We start from the raw sequence: 22,433 nt of genomic DNA, 5'->3' as shown, positions 1-22,433 counted from the left end.
CATACTTTGTGCATCGCCCTGTTTTAATGTTAAATTTTTCACCTTTTTGAGTATTATTAGGCAAAGCGATTTCGATAAATGTATCCTCCTTAAAATCAGATTTCTTCTTGTAGAAGTAGGGCAACGAAGTCCTGAAAATCGTTCTTAAACTTAACGTAATTTTCGCCTGTGGCAGGCCCGTTAAAACCGGTGTGAATTTTACGTACTATCCCCTTTTTATCAATAAAAATAGTGGTAGGATAGGATATGATATGATCTAACATGGGTAATTTTTCTTGTGCTTTCACCTTGTTAGAGGTACCGTATTGCGCCAACAAAATAGGGTAGTTTACTCCTATTCGCTCTTTTAATCGGTTTATGGATTTAAACGCCAGTGCTTTGGTCTTCGCAGTTTCAAATGCCAAACCAACAATTTTTAGATCCGGATGTGTATGTTGTGATAGATAGTTTACCAAAAACTTTGTTTCATCCAAACAATTAGGACACCAGGTGCCCATAATTTGCACCAACACCACCTTGTTCTTAAACTGAGGATCCTCTAAAGATACCATAGTGTCGTTGCTATCCGGAAAAGAAAACGAAAGTTTTTCAAAACCCTCCTTAAGGTAAGTTAGCGAATTCTCATCCGGTAGTTCATAGCGTTCATTCCTTTTTGCAGTAAAAATTTCCTTGGAATGATTTCCGGAGTAAAACGTACCCGTCATGGTACTGTCCGTTACCCGAGCTGTAAAAAGAAAGGCGTGGGCACCATCAAAAGTGGAAAGTTTTATAGAGTCGCCATGCATAACCCCTTCCAAATAACGATAGTCCCCGGTTGTGGTTCTAAACGTGCCTGTTACAGAGGTGCCCTCTTGTTTAAAAATTCCTTTTGCGATATATTTTGTTTCATCTGTTGGATTGAACACGGTTTCCCAAACCCCCGACACATTTTGTACAGGCGTTTTCGTGGTTGTAAAGCGCTCTTTTTGGTTAAAAACAGCCGTAAAGGGCACCGTTCTTGCCACACTTTCTTTTATAAAACTCCCTGTAATCGCTGTTTTGCCGAGTGCCCCTTTAAGATATCCTTCAAAGACAGGAAGTTTTATAAGGATAGAATCTTTAAAAAACTCAATTTCATCTACGGTAATAACCTCTTCGGCATTATAAATTTCTATGATAGGCACACCGGAATCGTTTTTGATCACTTTAAAATTAAAAGGCAACTTTTCGCCATCCATAGTATCCAATTGACCCAACCAATGGCCCTCTGTAATGCCAATAGAGGTCTTATTCTGGCAAGATAATAATAATAAAGCCAATCCTAATGTTACTATATTCCGCATCATTCTTATGCTTATTTTTCGTTAATGGCTGTAAAATAAACATTTAAAAAAATATAAAGCAAATCGGAACCCTCCGTATTGAATGTCTTAGGGCATTGTTTTATATTTGGTGCTTATAAAATAGGTAATGAAGATTTCGTACAACTGGTTAAAACAGTTCTTAAAAATAGATTGGGAGGCATCACGCACAGCTGAACTTTTAACCGACTTAGGTTTAGAGGTGGAAAGTGTTACGACATTCGAATCGGTCAAAGGAGGATTAAAAGGTGTGGTCGTTGGTCAGGTGCTCAGTTGTGAGAAGCACCCCAATGCCGATAAATTGAAACTTACCACGGTTGCTATTGGTCGCGAATCGCCTTTGCAAATTGTATGTGGTGCGCCCAATGTGCAACAGGGTCAAAAAGTAGCCGTCGCCACCGCAGGTACCACATTATACATGAGTAATGGTACCGAATTAACGATAAAAAATGGGAAAATCCGTGGAGAAGAAAGTCAGGGTATGTTATGTGCCGAAGATGAACTGGGATTAGGTACCAACCACGAAGGCATTATGGTACTTAGCGAGGATTTGCCTGTAGGCACGCCTTGCGCTTCGGTGTTTGAGCTGGAAAATGATGAAGTTTTTGAGATTGGCCTCACTCCTAACAGGGCCGATGCCATGAGTCATTTTGGGGTAGCTCGCGATCTTAGGGCCGGAATGAAACAAAAAGGCATACAGAAAGAACTTATAACACCGCCCGTAAGTCATTTTAATGTGTTGAACCGATCTTTAAAAATTGATGTTGATATTCTCAACAATGATCTAGCACCTCGCTATTGTGGATTAACACTTAGCAATCTCATAGTACAACCTTCTCCGGATTGGTTAAAAAACAGATTGCGAGCTATTGGCATTACACCTAAGAACAATCTTGTAGATGCCACCAATTATGTAATGCACGAGTTAGGCCAACCCCTACACGCTTTTGATGCTGGCAAGATAAAAGGAGGTAAAATTTTAGTAAAAACACTACCCGAAGGTTCTCCTTTTGTAACCTTAGACGGTGTAGAACGAAAATTGAGTAGCGAAGATCTCATGATTTGCGACGCTGAAAAGCCGTTGTGTATTGCCGGGGTATTTGGTGGTATGAATTCCGGGATTACGGAAACTACCACGTCTATTTTTCTGGAAAGTGCGTATTTTAATCCTATAGCAATTCGGAAGACCGCGAAACGGCATGGCCTCGCAACCGATGCATCCTTTCGGTTTGAACGAGGGGTAGATATAGAAAATGTGGACTACAGTTTACGACGTGCCGCCCTTCTAATTAAGGAAATTGCCGGCGGAGATATTACATCCGATCTTGTGGATGTGTATCCAAAAAAGAAAGAAGATTACCAAGTATTCCTTACGTTCAGTAAGATTAATAAATTGATCGGTCAGGAAATTCCAACAGATACCATAAAGGCTATTTTGGCGTCTTTGGATATAAAAATTAGAAATGTTTCCGAATCCGGATTGGGTCTTAGTATTCCCTTTTATCGAGTAGACGTACAGCGCGAGGTAGATGTTATAGAAGAAATTTTACGAATTTATGGCTACAATAATGTAGCTTCCAAAGAAAAACTAAACGCCTCAGTGGCCAAAACTTCCAAATATGAGGATTATAAAGTTCAAAATATCGTTGGAAATAGCTTGGCCGCACAAGGGTTTTTCGAAATTCTGACCAATAGCTTTACCGCCCCAAAATATGGCGAACTATTTCCGGAAATTTACCCCGAAAAACCTGTTGCGTTACTAAACCCTCTTGGACTAGACTTGTCCGTGATGCGGCAAACCATGCTCTTTTCCGGTTTGGAAGCCATCAAACACAACATAAACCGAAAAAAGCAGCATCTAAAATTTTTTGAATTTGGAAAAACCTACCATAACCATACCCCTGATCATAATGAAAATAAGCATCTCGCTCTTTTTTTAACCGGAAATGATAGTGAAGAGAATTGGGTAAAATCTCCCGAGAAAATACATTTCTACACCGTAAAGTCGCTGGTCGAAGGGGTGCTCAGAAGACTTGGACTTACCCAGTGGCAAACCGCAGCTGCACACGTACCCATATTTTCTGAAGGTATTTCCTTGAGTAGTGAAGGACAAACACTTGTAGAACTGGGGATTGTAAAAAGAGCCTTTCTTGCACCTTTTGAAATAAAGCAAGACGTCTTCTTTGCCGATTTTAAATGGGATCTTCTACTAAAACGAATTGCAGGTACTCAAATTTTGTACAAGGAGATTCCGAAATATCCCGAGGTAAGAAGGGACTTGGCCTTATTGCTTCAAGAGTCGGTTTCTTACCAAGAGGTAGAACAACTTGCTTTTAAGACGGAAAAAAAATTACTTAAAGAAATGCGTTTATTTGATGTGTATACGGGAAACAATTTACCACACGGAAAGAAGTCTTACGCCGTAAGCTTCTTGCTTCAGGATGATAATAGCACCTTAACGGATAAGCAAATAGATAAGGTAATGAAAAAACTACAGTATAGTTTTGAAACGGAATTACATGCGGAGTTACGGTAAGAAATTACCACTTTTAGGTACTATTACCCCATCAATTTCATGAATAACCCCATTACATTGTGCGGCGTCGGCGGTGGTAATGGCAGCAGAATTGCCTAAATGGTCCGTAAGAATAATATCGATTCCACGCAGGGTGGCCTTAATTTCTGTGCCTTGTATTGTCGTAAAAGAGGCTTCACCTTCGCCCTGACTTAGGGCTTTTAAAATTTTTGCCCCGGTAAAATTACCCGCTACAATGTGGTAGGTTAACAAAGCAAAAAGCTCTTTTTTATTTGCAGGATGAAAAAGGTGCGCCATCTTTTCTTTTGAAAATTTTTGAAACGCTGTGTCCGATGGGGCGAATACCGTAAATGGACCATCGTTGCTCAAAATATCCTCTAAGTCTGCCGCCCTTATAATCGCCATAAGCGTTTTTAAGTTTTCCGAGGCTGCCGCACTTTCTATAATCGATTTCTCAGGAATCATCGAAATAGAGGACAAGGCACTGGTCTGTGCCGATAAAAGATTCGTCAACAGCAAAAAAAGTACTACAGTACACGTAGCGGTGCTCTTAGTCATTAGGTAGCTATTTAGGGCTTGAATAATACCCGATGAACGGTATTATTTCATCGACAAGATACAATAATTTAGGATTTGGCCAACGATGAAAAATGAGAATATTACAATTAACGCAATATTAACAATTGAATGTATAGCGGAGTGTTCTATGACAAAAAAGGAATTCCTTAACTTTGAAAGAAATGCTAAAAAGAAAAAGAAAATGTACCTAAAAAAAATTGATCTTGCCGAAAAGTTGACCCGGTATCGAGCAAAAGCCAATATGGAGGATCAAATTCTCCAAAATGTGCTTTCCATATTGCAAAAAGATACCTTAGCCAAAAATCGAATTGAAAAGAATATAGCCACGGGGAAAACGACGGCGGATAATCTTTTTGATTTTGATGCATTGGAAACACAACATATTTACCACATTTCGCAAATACGGGCTATTTGTATTGATTATCGACTTCGCTTTTTAGATTCCCGTTATTTTAAAGGTGTTATTCCCCCGGAGGCTATTTCTAAAATAAAACAACTGGAAGCCATACACCAGATTGAAATTAAAGGATTTAAAATCATGGCACCCTCAAAGCTATTTAAACTGGACAATGTAGACGATCCCCTGCTGTTTGCGCCTATAGGCAATGGATACTATTACCTGATTCATAAATGGGGTAACGATTTGCATCCTTTGCGAAAATTAGCCATGTGGCCTTTTAAGAATGTCATTAATTTAGTGCTAGTACTCGCTTTGGGTAGTTATTTTATATCACTAGCGGTACCGAACGGACTTTTTTCAAAATCGTTAAGTGCGAATGAGTTTTGGATTATTTTCTTTTTTATATTTAAATCTGTGGTGGCTGTAGTCCTATTTTATGGCTGCGCTTTGGGAAAGAATTTTAATCCGGCGATATGGAATAGCAAGTATTTTAATTCGTAAGTGGTACCGTTTGATACCTATGTGATGATGCTTTTAGGGCATAAAGAATGCGTAGGGTACTCCGTTTAGGTTGGTATGATCTATTAATTTGGGAGCGTTCCCGAGCGTAATGCGCAATATACCCCCTAAATGTGCAATTCCTTTCTTTCTGTAACCTATTAGCAAAACATCGTTTAAATGATCATAGGCTACTAAGGTTGTATCTTCAATTTCGAAAAGAAATTCGCGTTCCTCTACGCTTAAAAAATTCTCGTAGAGAAAAAGAATAACAGTGTTCGTTTCAAAGGTGTACACGGCAGGCACGTGATCGTAATTTGGAGACAATGCAGACGGTCTGGCAAAAAACATACGATCACCGTGCAAAAACTCCGAAGATGCCTCACCCAATTTAGTTTCAAAGCCTTCATTATAGCGCACTTCAGTAAGGTTTATGAGCGTGTTGGCATCTACTATGCTATGAAGCCTAGGATAGGCAATAAGTACATGTCCAAGATCTGTTTTTATGATTTTTTGAACATGTTCACCTAGATTTTTTTCATGAATCCACGTTTGAGATTGAAGATTTAGTACCTTTAATACATAGGTGTTTGATTCCTCTTCATCGCCGGTTAACACAAACAAGCGGTTCTCGTTTGCCAAAAGTTGAATGGGTTTATGTGCGATGGGTATATCAATCGTAACAGGATTTTCCCCTGACGCTGACCTAGAAACCAAACGGATATTATAGTGATGCTCTTTTCCTTCGTTGGTTACTTCATAAGCTATAAAGAACTGGGTGTCAGAATGTGAAATGGCATGTATGGTAAGATCACAATCCGAAAAATCGTTGAAGGCTTCTGTTTGCCATAAAGTTGCCGTTTCAAAATTAAAGACCGTAATTTTTCCTTTGCAATCCGTTTTATGGCTATACCAACTTAATTCATTCTGATTTCGATGTATATGCTCCGGAAATATTTCGTTGGGAAAGGCACTTTCACCAAATTGTGCGGTTATAGTTTCTCGATTTGCGTGCAAATTCATTGAAGAAAGACTTCCGTTGCTTTGTAACAACAAGGTATACGTTACATCTACGCTTTCTCCTTCAACGGGTAAAGGCGAACTGATTTCCGATTCGGAACAGCTTATGACAATAAATGCCATTACGAAGCTAAAGTAGGTTATCTTCATTGCCACTGTTTTTGGTTCAACGCTTCAAAAGGGCATAGCCCAATGCCATGCGGTACAACCGAAAAATCGACTAAAGCAGTACCTAATGAATTAAATTTGTGCGATTTGGGAGGTTACACAATTTAAACCGGCACTGCGTACATTTTATTTCGTAATTCCTTAAGTGATTTGTCGGCCATATATTCATCAAACGTTAAATACCGATCAATATTACCTTTGGGGGTCAATTCTATGATTCTACTGGCCACGGTTTCTGCAAATTCATGGTCATGTGTGGTAAAAAGTACCGTGCCTTTAAAATTCTTCAAAGAGTTATTAAATGTGGTAATGCTTTCTAAATCCAGGTGATTGGTAGGTTCATCCAATAATAACACATTGGCGCGTATCATCATCATTCTACTAAGCATACAACGCACCTTTTCGCCCCCCGAAAGTACGGTGCATTTTTTTAAGGCTTCTTCGCCGCTGAATAGCATTTTACCCAAAAACCCGCGAATAAAAACTTCTTCGCGCTCTTCTTCGGTTTTGGCCCATTGGCGCAACCAATCTACCAAATTGGAATTGTCTGTAAAGAAATGTGAATTGTCTGCCGGAAGATACGATTGAGACGTGGTAATTCCCCATTGAAAATTGCCTTCTGTTGCTTTCTTATGACCGTTCAAAATCTCATAAAGTGCTGTTGTGGCACGGGAGTCTCTAGCTAATAGAGCCACCTTGTCGCCTTTGGCTAAATTAAAAGTTACATTTTGAAAAAGGAGCTCGCCATCTTCGGTATGTGCACTAAGATTTTCCACATTTAAAATCTGATCGCCCGCCTCTCTTTCCTGATCAAAAATAATGGCCGGATACCGTCTGCTGGAAGGTTTTATATCCTCTATTTTTAATTTAGACAGCATTTTCTTTCTTGAGGTAGCTTGCTTGCTTTTGGCAACGTTGGCACTAAACCGCATAATAAATTCTTGTAGTTCTTTGGCTTTTTCCTCCGATTTTTTGTTCTGCTGTGCCCTTTGGCGAGCCGCTAGCTGACTACTTTCATACCAAAAAGTGTAATTTCCGGAATACAGGTTGAGCTTTCCAAAATCGATATCCCCTATATGTGTACATACCGAATCTAAAAAATGGCGGTCGTGAGAAACTACAATAACGGTATTTTCATAATGGGCTAAGAAATGCTCTAACCAATTTATGGTTTCATAATCCAAATCGTTGGTAGGCTCATCCATAACCAATACATCGGGGTTGCCAAAAAGCGCTTGCGCCAATAAAACCCTAACCTTTAATTTGGCATCTAAATCTCCCATTACGGTATAGTGAAAGTCTTCGGAAATCCCTAAGTTGGACAAAAGGGCTGCGGCATCACTTTCCGCATTCCAACCGTTCATTTCTTCAAACTGTACTTGCAACTCCCCTATTCTATCGGCATTCTTATCATCGTAATCGGCATACAGGTCATCCATCTCTTTTTTAATGGCAAATAAGGGCTTATTACCCATCACTACGGCTTCCAAAACAGTATGTTCATCGTGCGCATTATGGTTTTGTTCCAAAACCGACATGCGCTTGCCGGGTTCCAGCGTTACATGTCCCGAGGTAGGATCCATTTGCTTGGTCAATAATTTTAAAAAAGTAGATTTTCCTGCCCCGTTGGCTCCGATAATCCCATAACAGTTTCCTGCGGTAAAGGTTACATTAACGTCATCAAAAAGCACTCTTTTCCCAAACTGAACAGACAAATTAGTGGTACTTAGCATAGGTCGATTTTATTTTTTTGCAAAAGTAGCTAAATATGTACCCTAAACCAAGAATCATTACAACCTCATTTTTTAATTGTATATCCGTAAACACCCCTAAATTGATAAATAATTCGTATATTGTATTGATTTTAAAATAGTTGGTCATGAATATATTTTCTTTTGGGGTACATTTTACGGACGAGAAGAGCTGCAGGCTGCACTTCAAGGAGCAGCGGGACAGGCAAGGGGTAGTGTGCCACCGTTGCCAAGGCACCGACCATTATTGGCTTGGGAACAAATGGAGCTATCAATGCAAGTCGTGCAATGCCAGGATATCCCTTCGCAGTGGCACTATAATGGAAAGCTCTAAACTGTCCTTTCTGGTCTGGTACAAGGCCATATTTCTTTTGAGCACGACCAAGAAAGGTTTTTCCAGTAAGGAGATACAGCGCCAACTGGGGCTCAAACGCTATGAGCCCGTCTGGGCGATGGTGCACAAGCTGCGCAATGCCATGGGGCAAAGGGACGATCGCTATACCTTGGAAGGCATGATAGAAATGGACGAGGGGTATTTTACCATAGAGGCTTCCGCGAAAGACCACTTGGCACAGAAGGCCGGACGGGGCAGTAAGACCAAGTCCAATGTCATGGTAATGGCGGAGAGCACCGTTCTGGAAGATATCGAAACAGGAAAGGTAGAGCGCCAGTGCAGGTACTTCAAGGCCAAAGTGCTCAAGGACCACAAAATGGGGGGCACGGACCAAACACTGCAAGAGGCCATAGATAACGAGGGATCCATTGTTTTTACCGATAACAGTACTTCTTATGTCAATATTGCGGATTATGTGGAGTTGCACATCAGCGAAAAGTCCAACGAACAAACCACCAAGGAAACCTTAAAATGGGTGCACATTGCCATCAGTAACGCCAAAAGAAACTTTGCGGGGACCTACCATAAAATCAAGGCAAAATACCTACAACTATACCTGAACGAGTTTGTCTACAAGCTAAATAGAAGATATTTCGGCGAGAGAATCTTTGACAGGCTAGTGATAGCAAGCATTACGGCAAGTGGACATTAAACGGATACACAATTTTTTAACCTGTTATCGTCCCTATTTCATTTTTAACGCAGCATTAACAGCAGGAAGTCATGGGGTTTACTAGCTTTGTTTGTTATAAGTGAAGTAGTTTTGCATGATTAGAACGATCTATTTTTTACTTTGTTTGATTTTTTTGGGATGCAGTGTGCTAGAAAAAGGACCAAATAGAGTCTTTTTTGCGGGTGAGATTGTGAACCCCACGGACAGGCACATTGTATTGTATAAAAATGATAAGACGCTGGATTCAGTTGCATTGAATGAGGACAATATGTTTTTCTTTCAGATGAACAACATCGACGAAGGTTTATATCATTTTAACCACAGTCCCGAATTACAATATGTATATTTTGAAAAGGGAGATAGCCTTGTTATTCGATTAAATACGTTAGCCTTTGATGAATCGCTCATTTTTACGGGTAAAGGTGCGGAAATAAACAATTTTCTGCTGAGTATGTTTTTAAAGGATGAAGAAGAAAAACCTTTTTTAGAAACACTTTACATTCTTGAACCGGAAGACTTTGGTAAAAAAATAGACTCCCTCCGAAACACAAAATACGAAGTATTGGATGAATTACTGACACAAGTAAAACTTTCAGACAAGGCCATAGAAGTGGCCAAAGCCAGTATCGACTATAATCTGTACATCGCAAAAGAAAAATACCCTTTTTATCATAAGAAGCGAACCGGTAAAGGAACACTTCACGAGTTGAACAAGGGGTTTTATGAGTATCGTAAGCAAATACCATACAATAATACGAACCTCACGTATTTTAGGCCGTATTACAATTTTATGAAATACCATTTTGGTAATTTGTCCTATATGACATGCACTACCAATTGTGGATTGGATAGTTATGAGGTTAAAGACAAACTTCACTACAACAAACACACCCTTGAGCTTATAGATAGTTTGGTGGTAGACAAGGATTTAAGGGATAATTTATTCCGGAATGTGGCTATAGATTATTTTTTAAAAGCCAAAGAGGATATGGAAAGCAATCAATTGTTTATTGAAAAATTCCTTTCCCTGTCTGGAAATAATCGACATATAAAAGAGATTACGCAATTGTACGAGGGCATCAAAAACATGCAACCTGCCAATGAGTTACCCGCAGTAGGACTTCAAGATAGGAATCATGACAACATAGCTCTGGCGGAACTCGCGCAAAACAAGAATGTTGTTTTCTACTTTTGGTCTGGGACACAATTAGGGCATTTCGATAAAATTTCGAAAACCGTTCATGAACTAAGTGCAAAACATCCGGATTATGCTTTTATAGGTCTCAATTGGAATACGGATCCGGCACAATGGAATTCCTTGCTTACAAAACATCAACTGGATCAGACCCTACAATACCGAATTATCGATTTTAACGAAATGGCTAAGAATTTGGTTTTCGATGATTTTAATAAAGCGATTATTGTTAAAAACGGACGCATCAGCAATGGGTTCGGAAACCTTTATTCATCCTTCAAATAACAAAAAAATCCCGAAAATTGTGGTTTTCGGGATAATTAATTTGTGATCTTACCTTTGATAATTTCCTTTTTGGTAATCGGCAAGAAATTGAGCCAAGCCACTATCGGTTAACGGATGCTTTAACAAGCCGGTGATGGCCGAAAGTGGACCTGTCATGACATCGGCTCCTAATTTAGCGCAATCGATGACATGCATGGTGTGGCGCACAGATGCCGCAAGAATTTGTGTTTGAAAGTCGTAATTATCGTAAATATGGCGTATTTCTGAAATGAGATTGAGACCATCTGTTGAAATATCATCTAATCTACCAATAAAGGGGGAAACATAAGTAGCCCCGGCTTTAGCGGCCAATAACGCCTGCCCACAAGAAAAAACTAAGGTACAATTGGTGCGTATGCCTTTGTCTGTAAAATATTTGATGGCCTTTATGCCGTCTTTTATCATAGGTACTTTAACCACGATTTGATCGTGCAATTCGGCCAATTCTTCCCCTTCTTTTACCATGGCTTTAAAATCAGTGGCAATAACCTCGGCAGAAACATCACCATCTACAATATTGCAAATGTCTACATAATGCTTTAGAATATTGTTTCTACCCGTAATGCCTTCTTTGGCCATAAGCGAGGGGTTGGTGGTAACACCATCTAAAACACCAAGTTCCTGCGCTTCTTTAATTTGTTCTAAATTGGCTGTGTCGATAAAAAACTTCATTTTTTTATATTTAATATTAGTAAAATTTTAATTCCGATTGTAAATTTCAAAATTACAACTTATAATGGTTCAAAAGTAGTTTCTCATATATTTTATCGGGTAGAAACTTCTTTAATACCAAGGAGAAACGCTGTAAGGGTGCGCCAACAACATAATGAATTTTTGGATTTTTGGCACGTATAATCTGCGCTACCTTTTTGGCCACATGAATGGGGTCCATCCCTTGAGTGACAGCACTATTCATGGCCAGCAAGGTTTTTTCATAACTCTCTTTGTAGGGTGAATGTGGCCCTACCGGTGTATGATACCTGCCGGCAGCAATATTCGTTGCAAAATCACCGGGAGCTACATTGGCTATGTGCACTCCAAAATGCTTGACTTCCATCCGCATGGCTTCGGTAAGCAATTCTAAAGCACCTTTTGTGGCCGAATAAATGCCTCTATAAGGCAAGCCCATGTATCCCGCAATAGATGTGATGTTTATAATACAGCCGTCCTTTTGTTTTCGCATCTGAGGCAGTACAGCTTTCATCATATGTATGGGTCCCATAAAATTGGTGGCAAATGCCTTTGTAATTTCTTCCTCCGGTGTTTCTTCTATAGCACCGGTAATGCCAATTCCGGCATTATTTACCAAAACGTCTAATCGTCCTTCTTTTTCCAAAATATACTGCACGGCCAGGGAAATACTTTCTGTATCAGTTACATTCATTTCCAAGATGGGAAACAAATCAAACTGGGCGTTTTTAGCCAAACTTCGCGTGGTGCCATATACCCGATGTCCTTCAGATTTTAAGTGAATTCCTATCGACTTGCCAATCCCGGAAGTGCCTCCGGTGATTAATATTACTTTTTGTTGCATATCCTTATAATAGGTATAAACGTTAATTTTTTGGATGCGAATCTGCCACATAGTGCCTCACCAAAAGCGAGAACGGGCTTTGGAATGCAAATAAACAAAGAATAACACGAAATGCAGTTCGGAAGATAAAAATCAACCCTTAAAAGTAATCAGATTGCTGGAAAATCTCGAAGGATAAAAAAATGGCAAGCTACCTACATCGCACCGCTACAACCGCATACCCTTGCTGCGTTCCCACCCTGGGGGATTTTGCAGGAGCTGGTCGTGTAGGACTTGCCGGGGCAAATATACAAACTTTTAAATTTGACACAATCGTTTTAAAATCTTAATTTAATTAAATACCTTGCCCCTAAAATGAAAGTTTTATGCGGCACACTATTCAATTTTTGCTTTTTATCCTATTCACTGCCCTCCTAGTTTCCTGCGGTAGTGGTACCAAAGGGGAACAACTTTTTGTGATACAAACCCAAGGCAATAAAAGCGAGTTTCAACAAAATGAGGCTATTACGCTTACCATAGGCAATAAAAAAAATAAAGTGATCGAAAAAGTCACCTACACTATAGACGCTAAGGTATTACAAGCGCAAAACGAAAAGTATCCGCTCGATATTAAAAAACTGGGCAATAAAACCCTTACAGCGAAAATTGAATTTGAAGGTAGTAGCGTTGAAGTTTCAAAAAAGATAAAAATCTTGGCTCCCAATCCGCCGGAAATTTATACCTACGAAATTATAAATGAATATCCGCACGACATAAACGCCTATACCCAAGGACTGGAGTTTTATAAAGACACCCTTTACGAAAGCACAGGACAAAAGGGAAAATCATCGTTGCGAAAAGTCAATTTTAAGACCGGTGAGGTGCTTCAACAAATCAATTTGGACGCAAGTTATTTTGGTGAAGGCATCACCGTATTAAACCAAAAAATAATCCAACTTACTTGGCAAAGCAATATTGGTTTTGTGTACGATGTGGCACATTTTGAAAAAATAGATCAATTCAGTTACGGGGAGAGCAAAGAAGGTTGGGGTTTGTGCAATGATGGTACCAAAATATATAAAAGCGATGGCACTGAAAAAATTTGGATTCTGAATCCCGATACGCTTATTGAAGAAGATCATATCGAAATTGTTACAGACAAATCTATCTTTAATAAGGCCAATGAATTGGAGTATGTCGATGGAAAAATATATGCCAATGTATACCAAAAGGAAAGTATGATGATTATTAATGCTACCACAGGTGCCATAGAGGGAGTTATTAATTTCGGGGGATTAAAAGAAAAAGTAACACAGCACGATGCCTTAGATGTCCTTAATGGGGTAGCCTACCATCCGGAGCGAAAGACCTTTTTTGTCACGGGTAAAAACTGGGACAAGCTATTTGAAGTACACATCAAAAAGAAATAAACATACAGCTATGGGGGCAAATCTTCCAAATGTGGATGCCACTTCCTATAGCTGTAAAGAACTGCGACATCCCAAGAGTATAATCTGAATAGGTTTATGATTCCTTTTTCTAAAATAATTACCGTAACGAATGACGATTTAGACGATCTTAATCACGTAAACAATGTACGGTATGTACAGTGGATTCAAGATATTTCTAAAGAACATTGGATGCATAAGGCGCCTGTAGCCATGCAAGAAGATGTAGTTTGGGTAGTTCTCAATCATAATATTACCTACAAAAGTGCGGCTAAATTACATGACGTCATTGTTATAAACACCTATATCCGTGGTGCACGGGGCGCAACTACCGTCCGGGTCGTAGAAATGTTCCTGGAAAATACGCAACAACTTTTAGTGCGGTCCGAAACCCAATGGTGCCTGCTACACGCAGAAACCTTAAAACCACTTCGAATTTCGGAAGAAATAAAAGCCGTATTTCGCGAAGCAACCTTGCCTTCGTAATACTCATGACTTTGGCAAGTGCAACTCAGTAAGCGCCACTCACAACCCACATCCTTTCTTTAGCATATCCTTATATTTTGTAAGGATTTTCTGAGAATATATTTTCCAAACGCATTTTAAACCGAATTTTTCTTCATTTTAAGGCTTTACAACGCAGCGTAAAATCAAAACCTTAGTTTTTCTAAGGTTTTTGTGTAATCGCAATTGGTTTAGGATCACTAATTTGCGCTAAAATTTACGCCATGGACTACCGCTACACCATTATTGATCCGAATGCCACTTCCACATTGCAGCTACAGCATTTTTTGGAAGAATACGACGATTTTTGCCTTACCGGTGCCACTTACGGAAATCAGGATGGGCTAAACCATATTTTAAAGACCAACCCCGATATCGTTTTTATGCACCTTAGCAAAAATGCAGCAGAATGTTTTCAGATGGTCACCGAATTGCACCAATATACCGCCACGCTCCCTATTTTCATTGCGGTTGCCACATCGGACCAATACGCCTTTGAGGCTATTAAGCATCATTTTTTTGATTATTGGGTACTCCCATTTGCCGAATTAGGCATCCGAAAAACCCTACTTAGTCTAAAAAAACGCTTCCCCAAAGAACAACTAGCACCACGGCTGTGTTTAAAATCCTATCAAGATTTTCAGTACCTCAGTACCGAGGAAATTCTGTACCTGAAGGCCGATAACAATGCTACCGACTTTTTTATGCGCGATGGCCGTGTGGTTAGCGCCTACAAAACCTTAAAAAGTTTTGAAGATCAGCTTCCCAAAAATTTTGTGCGCGTACACCAAAGCTATATTTTGAACGTGGATTATATTGACAGGGTCAACTATGGCAAGGCCGTTTGTGCGCTTAAAGGAAGTAAGCTGCAATTGCCTTTTTCAAAATCCTATAAATCGAATGTGGAGGGTCTCAAAGAGCACTTAGCCAAAAACAGCATTGGGATTCTAAATTGACAGAATTCTCTTATAAAAGGTGCGGATACTCACAGAAATAAGGTGTTTACTCGTAGAAATTTTACCTGCCTGTTTTTTAGATAGGGTCTAATTAGTTTTACAACATAATTAATTACAAACATTCTAAAAACGAAAACACATGAAAAAATTAATGAGTATTTTGGCAGTAGCACTTTTTGCCCTCGGTGCGGTTTCTTTTAACAGCGATAGTGCCGACAAAAACACCCAAAATCAATTTCAAAATATAGACCAAGCGGTAGCCACGGATGGTGGGGTTAATAAAACTTCCGGGAGAGGCGATACCTAGTAGAACATCATCATAAGTCGTATAAAAAAAGCCCGTTGGGGCTTTTTTTATACGGAACCACCAAGCGTATTTCTAAGTCATTTTGCGGGGTTGCTTTTAACAGAATTACTCGAAACTTCCCATGGACAACCCCAATTGGCACCAGTGATAAACTTCTGCATACAGCACTAATAAATGCCATACTTTTTTCGTTATATTTGATAGGATGTAGTTTTTTTACGGAAAGCATCAAATTATAGTATTCGTAATTTAGTAATATTGGAAAACCAAGAAACCCTGATGCGCACAGTATTTGTTAGAATAGTGCTTCTAAAATTACGACCTACCGGTTTGTTGTGGCTTATAGTATGTATTCTATTATTATGGTTTGGTAGCTGCAATCTCAATCAACCTAAAGCAAGTACAGCAGTACAAAATGCTGCACAAAACGATAGTGTAACTTTTTGGGTGGCTCAGGCTAAAGAGGCGACAACGCCGACAGCAACCAAGGCACAACTGCTGCAAAAATCGCTTGCCACTATACAAAAATATACCAACGATTCCGCCAAGATCGAAGGACTATCTCAAATTTCCTTGCTGTATTTAGACTTAAACGATTCGGCGCAGTTTCGAAAAACCAATAAAGAAACCTTACAGTTGGCACTAGATATGGGCGATTCTACCCGTATGGCTGAAGCGCATTGGGATTTGGCCCAATTTTTTAGAAATAAGGCCCAGCAGGACAGTGCCTATGCCCATTTTACCCAAGCCCAAAAAATCTATAGTGCTTTAGGGGAACAGAAATATTCAGGTACCATGCTTTTTAATATGGCCATTGTGCAAGCCGATATTAAAGATTATACCGGCAGTGAAATTACGACCATCCGAGCTATTGAAATATTGAAGCCTATTAGTGAGTATTTACAATTGTACAAATGCTACAATAATTTGGGGCTTATAACTATCGAACTTAAGGAAAATACAAGGGCATTAGATTATTTCAATACCGCTTTGGAATACCTTGCTAAGTTAAAAGATCGCCAAAATTTAGTACAGGTTACTACGAACAATATAGGTCTCGTATATCAAGAAAGTGGGGATCATGCCAAGGCCATACCCTACTTTAAAGAGGTATTGTCTGATATAAGCCTACCGGAAACCGAGCCTTTACTTTACGGCAGGGCCTTAAACAATTTGGCGTACAGTTCGTTTAAACAAAACCAATCCGCAGAAGCATCCACACTTTTTAGCCGTGCCGTGCAATGGCAAGACAGTATAGGTGATATCCCGGGCATTGCCCGTACCCATTATAACATGGCCACATACTTTTTGGAAGAAAAGGATACGGTTTCCGGGCTATACCATGCCCAAGAGGCTAAGAAAGCCGCACTAGAGAGCAACAACAACAAGCGTTTGTTGCAAACCTTAAAGCTATTTCCGCATTTAGATCCCAAAAATATGTATGCCTATGTGCAGGAATACATGGCCTTAGACGACAGTTTGCAGCAAGAAGAGCGCCGGGTACGCGATAAATTTGCGCGTATTTCTTTTGAAACCGACGAGGTGTTGCAAAACAACCAACTCTTAGCAAAACAGCGCGAACTTTGGTCCTGGATTGCTATAGGATCTATGCTCCTTTCCGTAGCCTTCGTTGTCATCATCGATCAGCGGCGCAGGAACCTAAAGCTTCAATTTCAGCGCCAGCAACAAGAAACTAATGAAGAAATTTTTGAATTGATGCTGGCGCAAAAAGGGAAATTGGAAGAAGGAAAACATATAGAACAGCAGCGTGTTTCTGAAGAATTACACGATAATATTTTAAGTCAGATGTTAGGTATCCGCCTTATGTTAAGCGGTTTAAACAACAAGACCGATGCAGCATCTATTGAAAAACGAGCCGCACTCATCAAGAAATCGCAACAATTAGAAGAAGAAATTCGTACCATTTCTCATGAGTTACATGCCGCTTCTTTACAAAAATTGCGTAACTTTATTGTATCTATAGAGGCGTTGTTAGATTCGGTTTCCGAAGCGAACCACCTTAAAACTGATTTTGAATACGATACCGAAGTAGATTGGGATCAATTAAAGGGTGCTATTAAAATTAACCTGTATCGCATTGTACAAGAGGCGTTACAAAATTGCGTGAAGTATGCCCGGGCAAAAAACATCAGTATTAGTTTTTACGTACGAACGAGCATATTGTATGTGACCATAGCCGATGACGGAAGAGGTTTTGATGTGGCACGCGCCAAAAGAGGGATAGGTATGAAAAATATAAGTTCAAGAATAAAAAAAATGGGCGGAAGCTGGCATATAAACAGCGCACTAGGTCAAGGCACCATCATTCATTTGGAAATTCCTGTGGAGAATTTTGTAATTCCCACCGCAAAAGCAATCCCGATGCATAGCCTACAAAACATATAATCTGATAGAACGCTCATTAAAATGCATTGTTTATGAAATTGGTGAAGATTTTAGCGGTTGATGATCATGAAATGACCATGATAGGGTATAAATATATATTAGAAGAAGCAAAGTTTGATGGCTTTATGGTGCGTATGGATACCGCCAATAGCCTAAAACTGGGGTTAAAAAAAATAGAGCACTCCATCAACAATCTTCGCTATGACATTATTTTGCTGGATGTAAATCTTTCCAATAACGAAGAGGGAGATTTTAGGAATGGCGAAGACTTGGGCGTTATTGCACGGCAACTGGTTCCCGATTCCAAAATTGTGTACCTTTCTTCCTTTAGCGACAATTATCGTATCAATAGCATCCTCAGCAGGGTAAACCCGGATGGGTACATGGTAAAATCCGAAGTAGATGAAATGACATTGGTTACTATGGTAAAAACCATTCTAGTTTCTCCTCCCTATTACACTCAAAAAGCACTCAGTGCCATTAGAAAAAAAATGGCGAACGATGTTTTACTGGATGAAAATGACAAAAAAATACTTTATAACCTTTCCATAGGCTCGCGTACGAAAGACATGTTGGGCGTAGTTTCCCTGTCACTAGCGGGTATAGAAAACAGAAAACGCCAACTTAAAGTGCTTTTTGGGGTAGAAAAACAAAGTGACCAAGCCCTCATCCACGAGGCAAAAAATCGAGGTTTTTTATAAGTTTTTTTTATTTTCTGCTATTTTACACGAATTTTCCTTCAATATAGCCTAAAATAATATCGAAACCTTAGTTTTTCTAAGGCTTTTTTGTAATCGGCTTTTTTTTATAAATACTAAATTTGGAAGTAGAGTAAACTAACATACCAAATTATGCCTATTTATACCGACGGTTTTAAAAACAACCTTGATTTTGATATGGACAGTACCATACAAATCAATGCCCTAGATCATTTTAAGGAAAGTTTAGAGCGCTACCTGCTTTCAGAAGTCACGGTGCGCAAATGTGGATGCGGCGACGATTTGTGTCATTTGGTCATTGGAGTTCACTTTAATTTCACGTTAAAGGAAATGATTTCTTGCTTGCAATATCAGAACAACCTCCAGCAGGAATTGTTGATCGAACCGGATACGACTACGTTATTTTTCAGTATGTTATCTAAACTATATAACGAAAATTCCGTTGGATTAGATATTATGGAACTCTCACTGTATCTAAAAGACACCTCGATTATCATCGAAAAAATTTACGGTCAGAGCATCCCCGATCAGTTACAAAACATTCTGAAATCGATTCAAGAAAATTACCATTTGCTGTATAAAAACAGCATGGAAGTTCCGTACGAAATCTATATTCCTGTTTTTGAGGAAGACACCCATAATCTAGGCCACACCCTACATAATATCAGCAAGGGAAAAAATAACGAAAAAGATTATTTTAGGTTCTGGGGACTTTATTTTGAATCGGAGGAAGATGCCGTCATTTATGATGTGCCAAATCAAACAATGGAATTTGGCGATTTATTTATGTTAAACCACTGAGGTAACATAGGGAAACCTGAGTTGCACAGGTTTCACATTTTTAGACTTAATTAAATACAAATAAAGGCCTTCCTTGCATCAGTTGGTTTACGTCCCGCTTTATATCCTGCAAAACAGCGTCGTTATCCCTGTTTAGCAATACCTTATCAATTAAAGCTACGATAGTTTCCATATCGGCTTCCTTTAGCCCTCTGGTGGTTATGGCAGCCGTACCGAAACGCACTCCTGAAGTAATAAAAGGGGATTTATCATCAAATGGCACCATATTCTTGTTTGCGGTAATATCGGCCTTTACCAAAGCGGCCTCCGCCTCTTTTCCGGTGATATCTTTATTCCGTAAATCGATAAGCATCATATGATTGTCGGTACCTCCGGAAATAATTTGGTAGTTGCGTGCAACAAAAGCTTTGGCCATAGCCGCTGCGTTTTTCTTTACTTGCAGCATATAATGTAAAAATTTGTCCGATAAAGCCTCTCCGAACGCTATGGCTTTTGCAGCAATAATGTGCTCTAAAGGACCACCCTGATTGCCCGGAAAAACAGCCAAATCTAGCAGTGCCGACATTTTTCGCAGGGAACCGTTTTTTAAGGTTAGCCCAAACGGATTATCAAAATCTTCCCCCATCAAAATGAGTCCACCTCTGGGGCCTCTCAATGTTTTATGGGTGGTAGTAGTTACGATATGGCAGTGTGGTATGGGGTCGTTTAAAATCCCTTTCGCTATAAGTCCGGCCGGATGGGAAATGTCGGCCAACAGAAGCGCTCCTACGCTATCCGCAATTTCTCGAAATCGCTTAAAATCCATATCTCTGGAATAGGCCGAAGCGCCGGCAATAATCAATTTTGGTTTTTCCTTGGTGGCAATCTCTTGAATTTTGTCATAATTTAATCTTCCTGTTTCTTGATCAACCCCGTAAAAAACAGGACGATAAAGCCTACCCGAAAAATTAACCGGAGAACCGTGTGTTAAATGTCCGCCATGAGCCAAATCGAATCCTAAAATAGTATCTCCCGGTTTCAAACAGGCGTGGTATACCGAAGCATTGGCTTGCGACCCGGAATGTGGCTGAACATTGGCATATTGCGCACCAAAAAGCGCTTTAGCCCTATCGATGGCAATTTGCTCTACCTGGTCTACAATCTCACAACCGCCATAATACCTTTTGCCCGGATATCCTTCTGCGTATTTGTTGGTAAGTACCGAACCGGCCGCTTCCATTACTTGGGGACTTGTGAAATTTTCTGACGCAATAAGCTCAATTCCATGCGTTTGACGTTCTCTTTCTTCGGCTATGAGTTGAAATATCTGCTCGTCTCGATTCATTATTTTTATATTGTGTTAATTGAGGGCGTAAAAATACGAATTGCCGATCGTTAATTGGAAGAAAATAATATATTTGATAACGCAATTTATCAAACACCAATTAACAATGCCTATAAAAACCAATGATCCCTCAAAGCAAAGCTGGCTGCCTGTTTCGCCGAACTCCGATTTTCCCATTCAAAATATTCCCTTTGGGGTTTTCCTTACGCGTGACGATGTGATCACCATAGGAACGCGCATTGGGGACTATGCCATAGATTTAGGCGCCTTACACCAATTGGGGTATTTTAAAGATATTCCGCTTACCGATGATATCTTTCTTCAAGACAGTCTAAATGATTTTATCTCGGACGGAAAAAAAACATGGCGACTGGTGCGCAACCGTATTAGTGAGATTTTTGAACTGCATAACGATGAACTAAAAACCAAAGAAGCGCACAAAAATATAGTACTGTTCTCCTTGGATGAGATTGAAATGCAGTTGCCGGTTCAGATCGGTGATTATACCGACTTTTATTCCAGTAAAGAACATGCTACCAATATTGGAAAAATGTTTCGGGATCCGGAAAATGCATTGTTGCCCAACTGGTTGCATATTCCGGTAGGATATCACGGAAGAAGTTCTTCTATAGTTCCCAGTGGCACGCCCATAAGACGTCCAATGGGGCAAACGCTACCAGCTGGCGCCGAACAGCCCATTTTTGGGCCATCGCGACTAGTAGATTTTGAACTAGAAACCGCATTTATAACCACCGATGCCAATATTTTAGGAGAACCCGTAAGCATTGAGGAGGCGGAAGATTATATTTTTGGAATGGTACTTTTTAACGATTGGAGCGCTCGAGATATTCAAAAATGGGAATATGTGCCTCTTGGGCCGTTTTTATCGAAAAACTTTGCCTCCTCTATTTCTCCATGGATTATAACCTTAGATGCCCTAGAACCCTTTAGGGTAGAAAGTCCAACACAGGAGCCTAAACCACTACCCTATTTACAACAATCGGGAAAGCGAAGTTTTGACATTCACTTGAAAGTTTTTATAACTCCCGAAAATGGGCAACCCACTAAAGTAACAAAATCCAATTTTAAATATTTGTATTGGACCATGGCACAGCAACTGGCGCATCATACCATTAACGGATGCAAAGTAAATAGTGGGGACTTAATGGGTAGCGGCACTATTTCCGGAACTACTCCGGAATCTTTCGGCTCCATGATGGAGCTTACCTGGCGTGGCGAAAAACCGTTGACCCTCAATGATGGTACCGAACGCACCTTTATAGACGACAACGACACCGTTACCATTACGGGATATTGTATTAAAAACGGATATCGCATTGGTTTTGGGGAGGTCAGCACCAAACTTTTGCCCGCCTTACCATTGAAGAAAAAGTAACCCTTTAAACTCAAGATCGTTATGGTGCGTCTTTTATGAACAAAGAAGTTCTATAACAATACAGCAAAGGCAAGGTTTTAGTACCAAATACCTGTCCTTAACTTCGATTAGAATTTAAGGATAGGTATACGAAAATGAGGGTGTTTGCGTTCTTTCAAAGTAAAACATGTTAAAATAAGGT

The 22,433-nt window shown here is 39.7% G+C and carries 19 protein-coding genes and 1 other RNA gene; 12 read left to right on the top strand and 8 right to left on the bottom strand.

Annotated features, from left to right (window positions below; translation table 11 throughout):
• Nucleotides 1-95: 95 nt before the first annotated feature.
• Nucleotides 96-1,322, bottom strand: coding sequence for a peroxiredoxin family protein (locus tag U1E44_RS14805; RefSeq protein ID WP_323673915.1), 1,227 nt, complete (start codon nucleotides 1,320-1,322; stop codon nucleotides 96-98).
• Nucleotides 1,323-1,449: 127 nt separating this feature from the next.
• Between U1E44_RS14805 and pheT the strand changes: the two genes are divergently transcribed.
• Nucleotides 1,450-3,876, top strand: a complete 2,427-nt coding sequence (gene pheT / locus U1E44_RS14800; RefSeq protein ID WP_322931883.1) for a phenylalanine--tRNA ligase subunit beta — start codon at nucleotides 1,450-1,452, stop codon at nucleotides 3,874-3,876.
• On the opposite strand, the gene U1E44_RS14795 is transcribed toward pheT, so the two are convergent.
• Nucleotides 3,868-4,434, bottom strand: coding sequence for a fasciclin domain-containing protein (locus tag U1E44_RS14795; RefSeq protein ID WP_322931882.1), 567 nt, complete (start codon nucleotides 4,432-4,434; stop codon nucleotides 3,868-3,870). The genes pheT and U1E44_RS14795 overlap by 9 nt on opposite strands.
• A gap of 202 nt (nucleotides 4,435-4,636) precedes the next feature.
• Between U1E44_RS14795 and U1E44_RS14790 the strand changes: the two genes are divergently transcribed.
• Nucleotides 4,637-5,356, top strand: coding sequence for a hypothetical protein (locus U1E44_RS14790; RefSeq protein ID WP_322931881.1), 720 nt, complete (start codon nucleotides 4,637-4,639; stop codon nucleotides 5,354-5,356).
• Between the two features lie 33 nt (nucleotides 5,357-5,389).
• Here U1E44_RS14790 and U1E44_RS14785 read toward each other — a convergent pair whose 3' ends face one another.
• Nucleotides 5,390-6,523, bottom strand: a complete 1,134-nt coding sequence (locus U1E44_RS14785; protein WP_322931880.1) for a hypothetical protein — start codon at nucleotides 6,521-6,523, stop codon at nucleotides 5,390-5,392.
• Between the two features lie 122 nt (nucleotides 6,524-6,645).
• The gene (locus U1E44_RS14780) at nucleotides 6,646-8,274 is read right to left on the bottom strand and encodes an ABC-F family ATP-binding cassette domain-containing protein (RefSeq protein ID WP_322931879.1); all 1,629 of its coding nucleotides are present in this window, start codon (nucleotides 8,272-8,274) and stop codon (nucleotides 6,646-6,648) included.
• Between the two features lie 146 nt (nucleotides 8,275-8,420).
• On the opposite strand from U1E44_RS14780, the gene U1E44_RS14775 reads away from it, so the two are divergent.
• Together U1E44_RS14775 and U1E44_RS14770 are read left to right on the top strand one after the other, a co-directional pair.
• A complete protein-coding gene (locus U1E44_RS14775) occupies nucleotides 8,421-9,338 on the top strand; it encodes an IS1595 family transposase (RefSeq protein WP_322931878.1) in 918 nt (305 codons plus the stop codon).
• 115 nt (nucleotides 9,339-9,453) lie between these two features.
• Entirely contained in the window at nucleotides 9,454-10,839 is a 1,386-nt protein-coding gene (locus U1E44_RS14770) for a hypothetical protein (protein WP_322931877.1), read from the top strand.
• 48 nt (nucleotides 10,840-10,887) lie between these two features.
• Here the strand turns inward: U1E44_RS14770 and fsa are convergent, their stop codons facing one another.
• The 3 genes from fsa to ffs form a co-directional block, all read right to left on the bottom strand.
• Nucleotides 10,888-11,550, bottom strand: coding sequence for a fructose-6-phosphate aldolase (fsa, locus tag U1E44_RS14765; protein ID WP_322931876.1), 663 nt, complete (start codon nucleotides 11,548-11,550; stop codon nucleotides 10,888-10,890).
• Nucleotides 11,551-11,602: 52 nt separating this feature from the next.
• Complete coding sequence (locus tag U1E44_RS14760; protein ID WP_322931875.1) at nucleotides 11,603-12,412, bottom strand: SDR family oxidoreductase; 810 nt, start codon at nucleotides 12,410-12,412, stop codon at nucleotides 11,603-11,605.
• 180 nt (nucleotides 12,413-12,592) lie between these two features.
• An RNA gene (gene ffs, locus U1E44_RS14755) (signal recognition particle sRNA small type) lies at nucleotides 12,593-12,691 on the bottom strand.
• Between the two features lie 86 nt (nucleotides 12,692-12,777).
• Here ffs and U1E44_RS14750 point away from each other — a divergent pair.
• The 7 genes from U1E44_RS14750 to U1E44_RS14720 all read left to right on the top strand — a co-directional run bounded on the left by U1E44_RS14750 (nucleotide 12,778) and on the right by U1E44_RS14720 (nucleotide 19,532).
• The gene (locus tag U1E44_RS14750; protein WP_322931874.1) at nucleotides 12,778-13,821 is read left to right on the top strand and encodes a glutaminyl-peptide cyclotransferase; all 1,044 of its coding nucleotides are present in this window, start codon (nucleotides 12,778-12,780) and stop codon (nucleotides 13,819-13,821) included.
• 96 nt (nucleotides 13,822-13,917) lie between these two features.
• Nucleotides 13,918-14,325: an acyl-CoA thioesterase gene (locus U1E44_RS14745; RefSeq protein ID WP_322931873.1), complete on the top strand. Its 408-nt coding sequence runs from the start codon at nucleotides 13,918-13,920 to the stop codon at nucleotides 14,323-14,325.
• Nucleotides 14,326-14,567: 242 nt separating this feature from the next.
• Complete coding sequence (locus U1E44_RS14740; protein WP_322931872.1) at nucleotides 14,568-15,299, top strand: LytR/AlgR family response regulator transcription factor; 732 nt, start codon at nucleotides 14,568-14,570, stop codon at nucleotides 15,297-15,299.
• 139 nt (nucleotides 15,300-15,438) lie between these two features.
• Complete coding sequence (locus tag U1E44_RS14735) at nucleotides 15,439-15,606, top strand: hypothetical protein (RefSeq protein WP_322931871.1); 168 nt, start codon at nucleotides 15,439-15,441, stop codon at nucleotides 15,604-15,606.
• 279 nt (nucleotides 15,607-15,885) lie between these two features.
• Entirely contained in the window at nucleotides 15,886-18,012 is a 2,127-nt protein-coding gene (locus tag U1E44_RS14730) for a tetratricopeptide repeat-containing sensor histidine kinase (RefSeq protein WP_322931870.1), read from the top strand.
• A gap of 32 nt (nucleotides 18,013-18,044) precedes the next feature.
• Nucleotides 18,045-18,713, top strand: a complete 669-nt coding sequence (locus U1E44_RS14725; protein ID WP_322931869.1) for a response regulator — start codon at nucleotides 18,045-18,047, stop codon at nucleotides 18,711-18,713.
• Between the two features lie 150 nt (nucleotides 18,714-18,863).
• Nucleotides 18,864-19,532 carry a hypothetical protein gene (locus U1E44_RS14720; RefSeq protein WP_322931868.1) on the top strand — a complete coding sequence of 223 codons (669 nt, stop codon included), beginning with the start codon at nucleotides 18,864-18,866 and terminating at the stop codon, nucleotides 19,530-19,532.
• 46 nt (nucleotides 19,533-19,578) lie between these two features.
• Here U1E44_RS14720 and glyA read toward each other — a convergent pair whose 3' ends face one another.
• Nucleotides 19,579-20,856 carry a serine hydroxymethyltransferase gene (glyA, locus tag U1E44_RS14715; RefSeq protein WP_322931867.1) on the bottom strand — a complete coding sequence of 426 codons (1,278 nt, stop codon included), beginning with the start codon at nucleotides 20,854-20,856 and terminating at the stop codon, nucleotides 19,579-19,581.
• Nucleotides 20,857-20,962: 106 nt separating this feature from the next.
• On the opposite strand from glyA, the gene fahA reads away from it, so the two are divergent.
• On the top strand, nucleotides 20,963-22,252 hold the full coding sequence (gene fahA, locus U1E44_RS14710) for a fumarylacetoacetase (protein ID WP_322931866.1): 1,290 nt from the start codon (nucleotides 20,963-20,965) through the stop codon (nucleotides 22,250-22,252).
• The last annotated feature ends 181 nt before the right edge of the window (nucleotides 22,253-22,433 follow it).

Origin of the sequence: Aurantibrevibacter litoralis, assembly GCF_034651555.1 — a bacterium.
GTDB classification, from domain to species: domain Bacteria; phylum Bacteroidota; class Bacteroidia; order Flavobacteriales; family Flavobacteriaceae; genus Aurantibrevibacter; species Aurantibrevibacter litoralis.
This window is presented reverse-complemented; position numbering and strand designations above follow the sequence as displayed.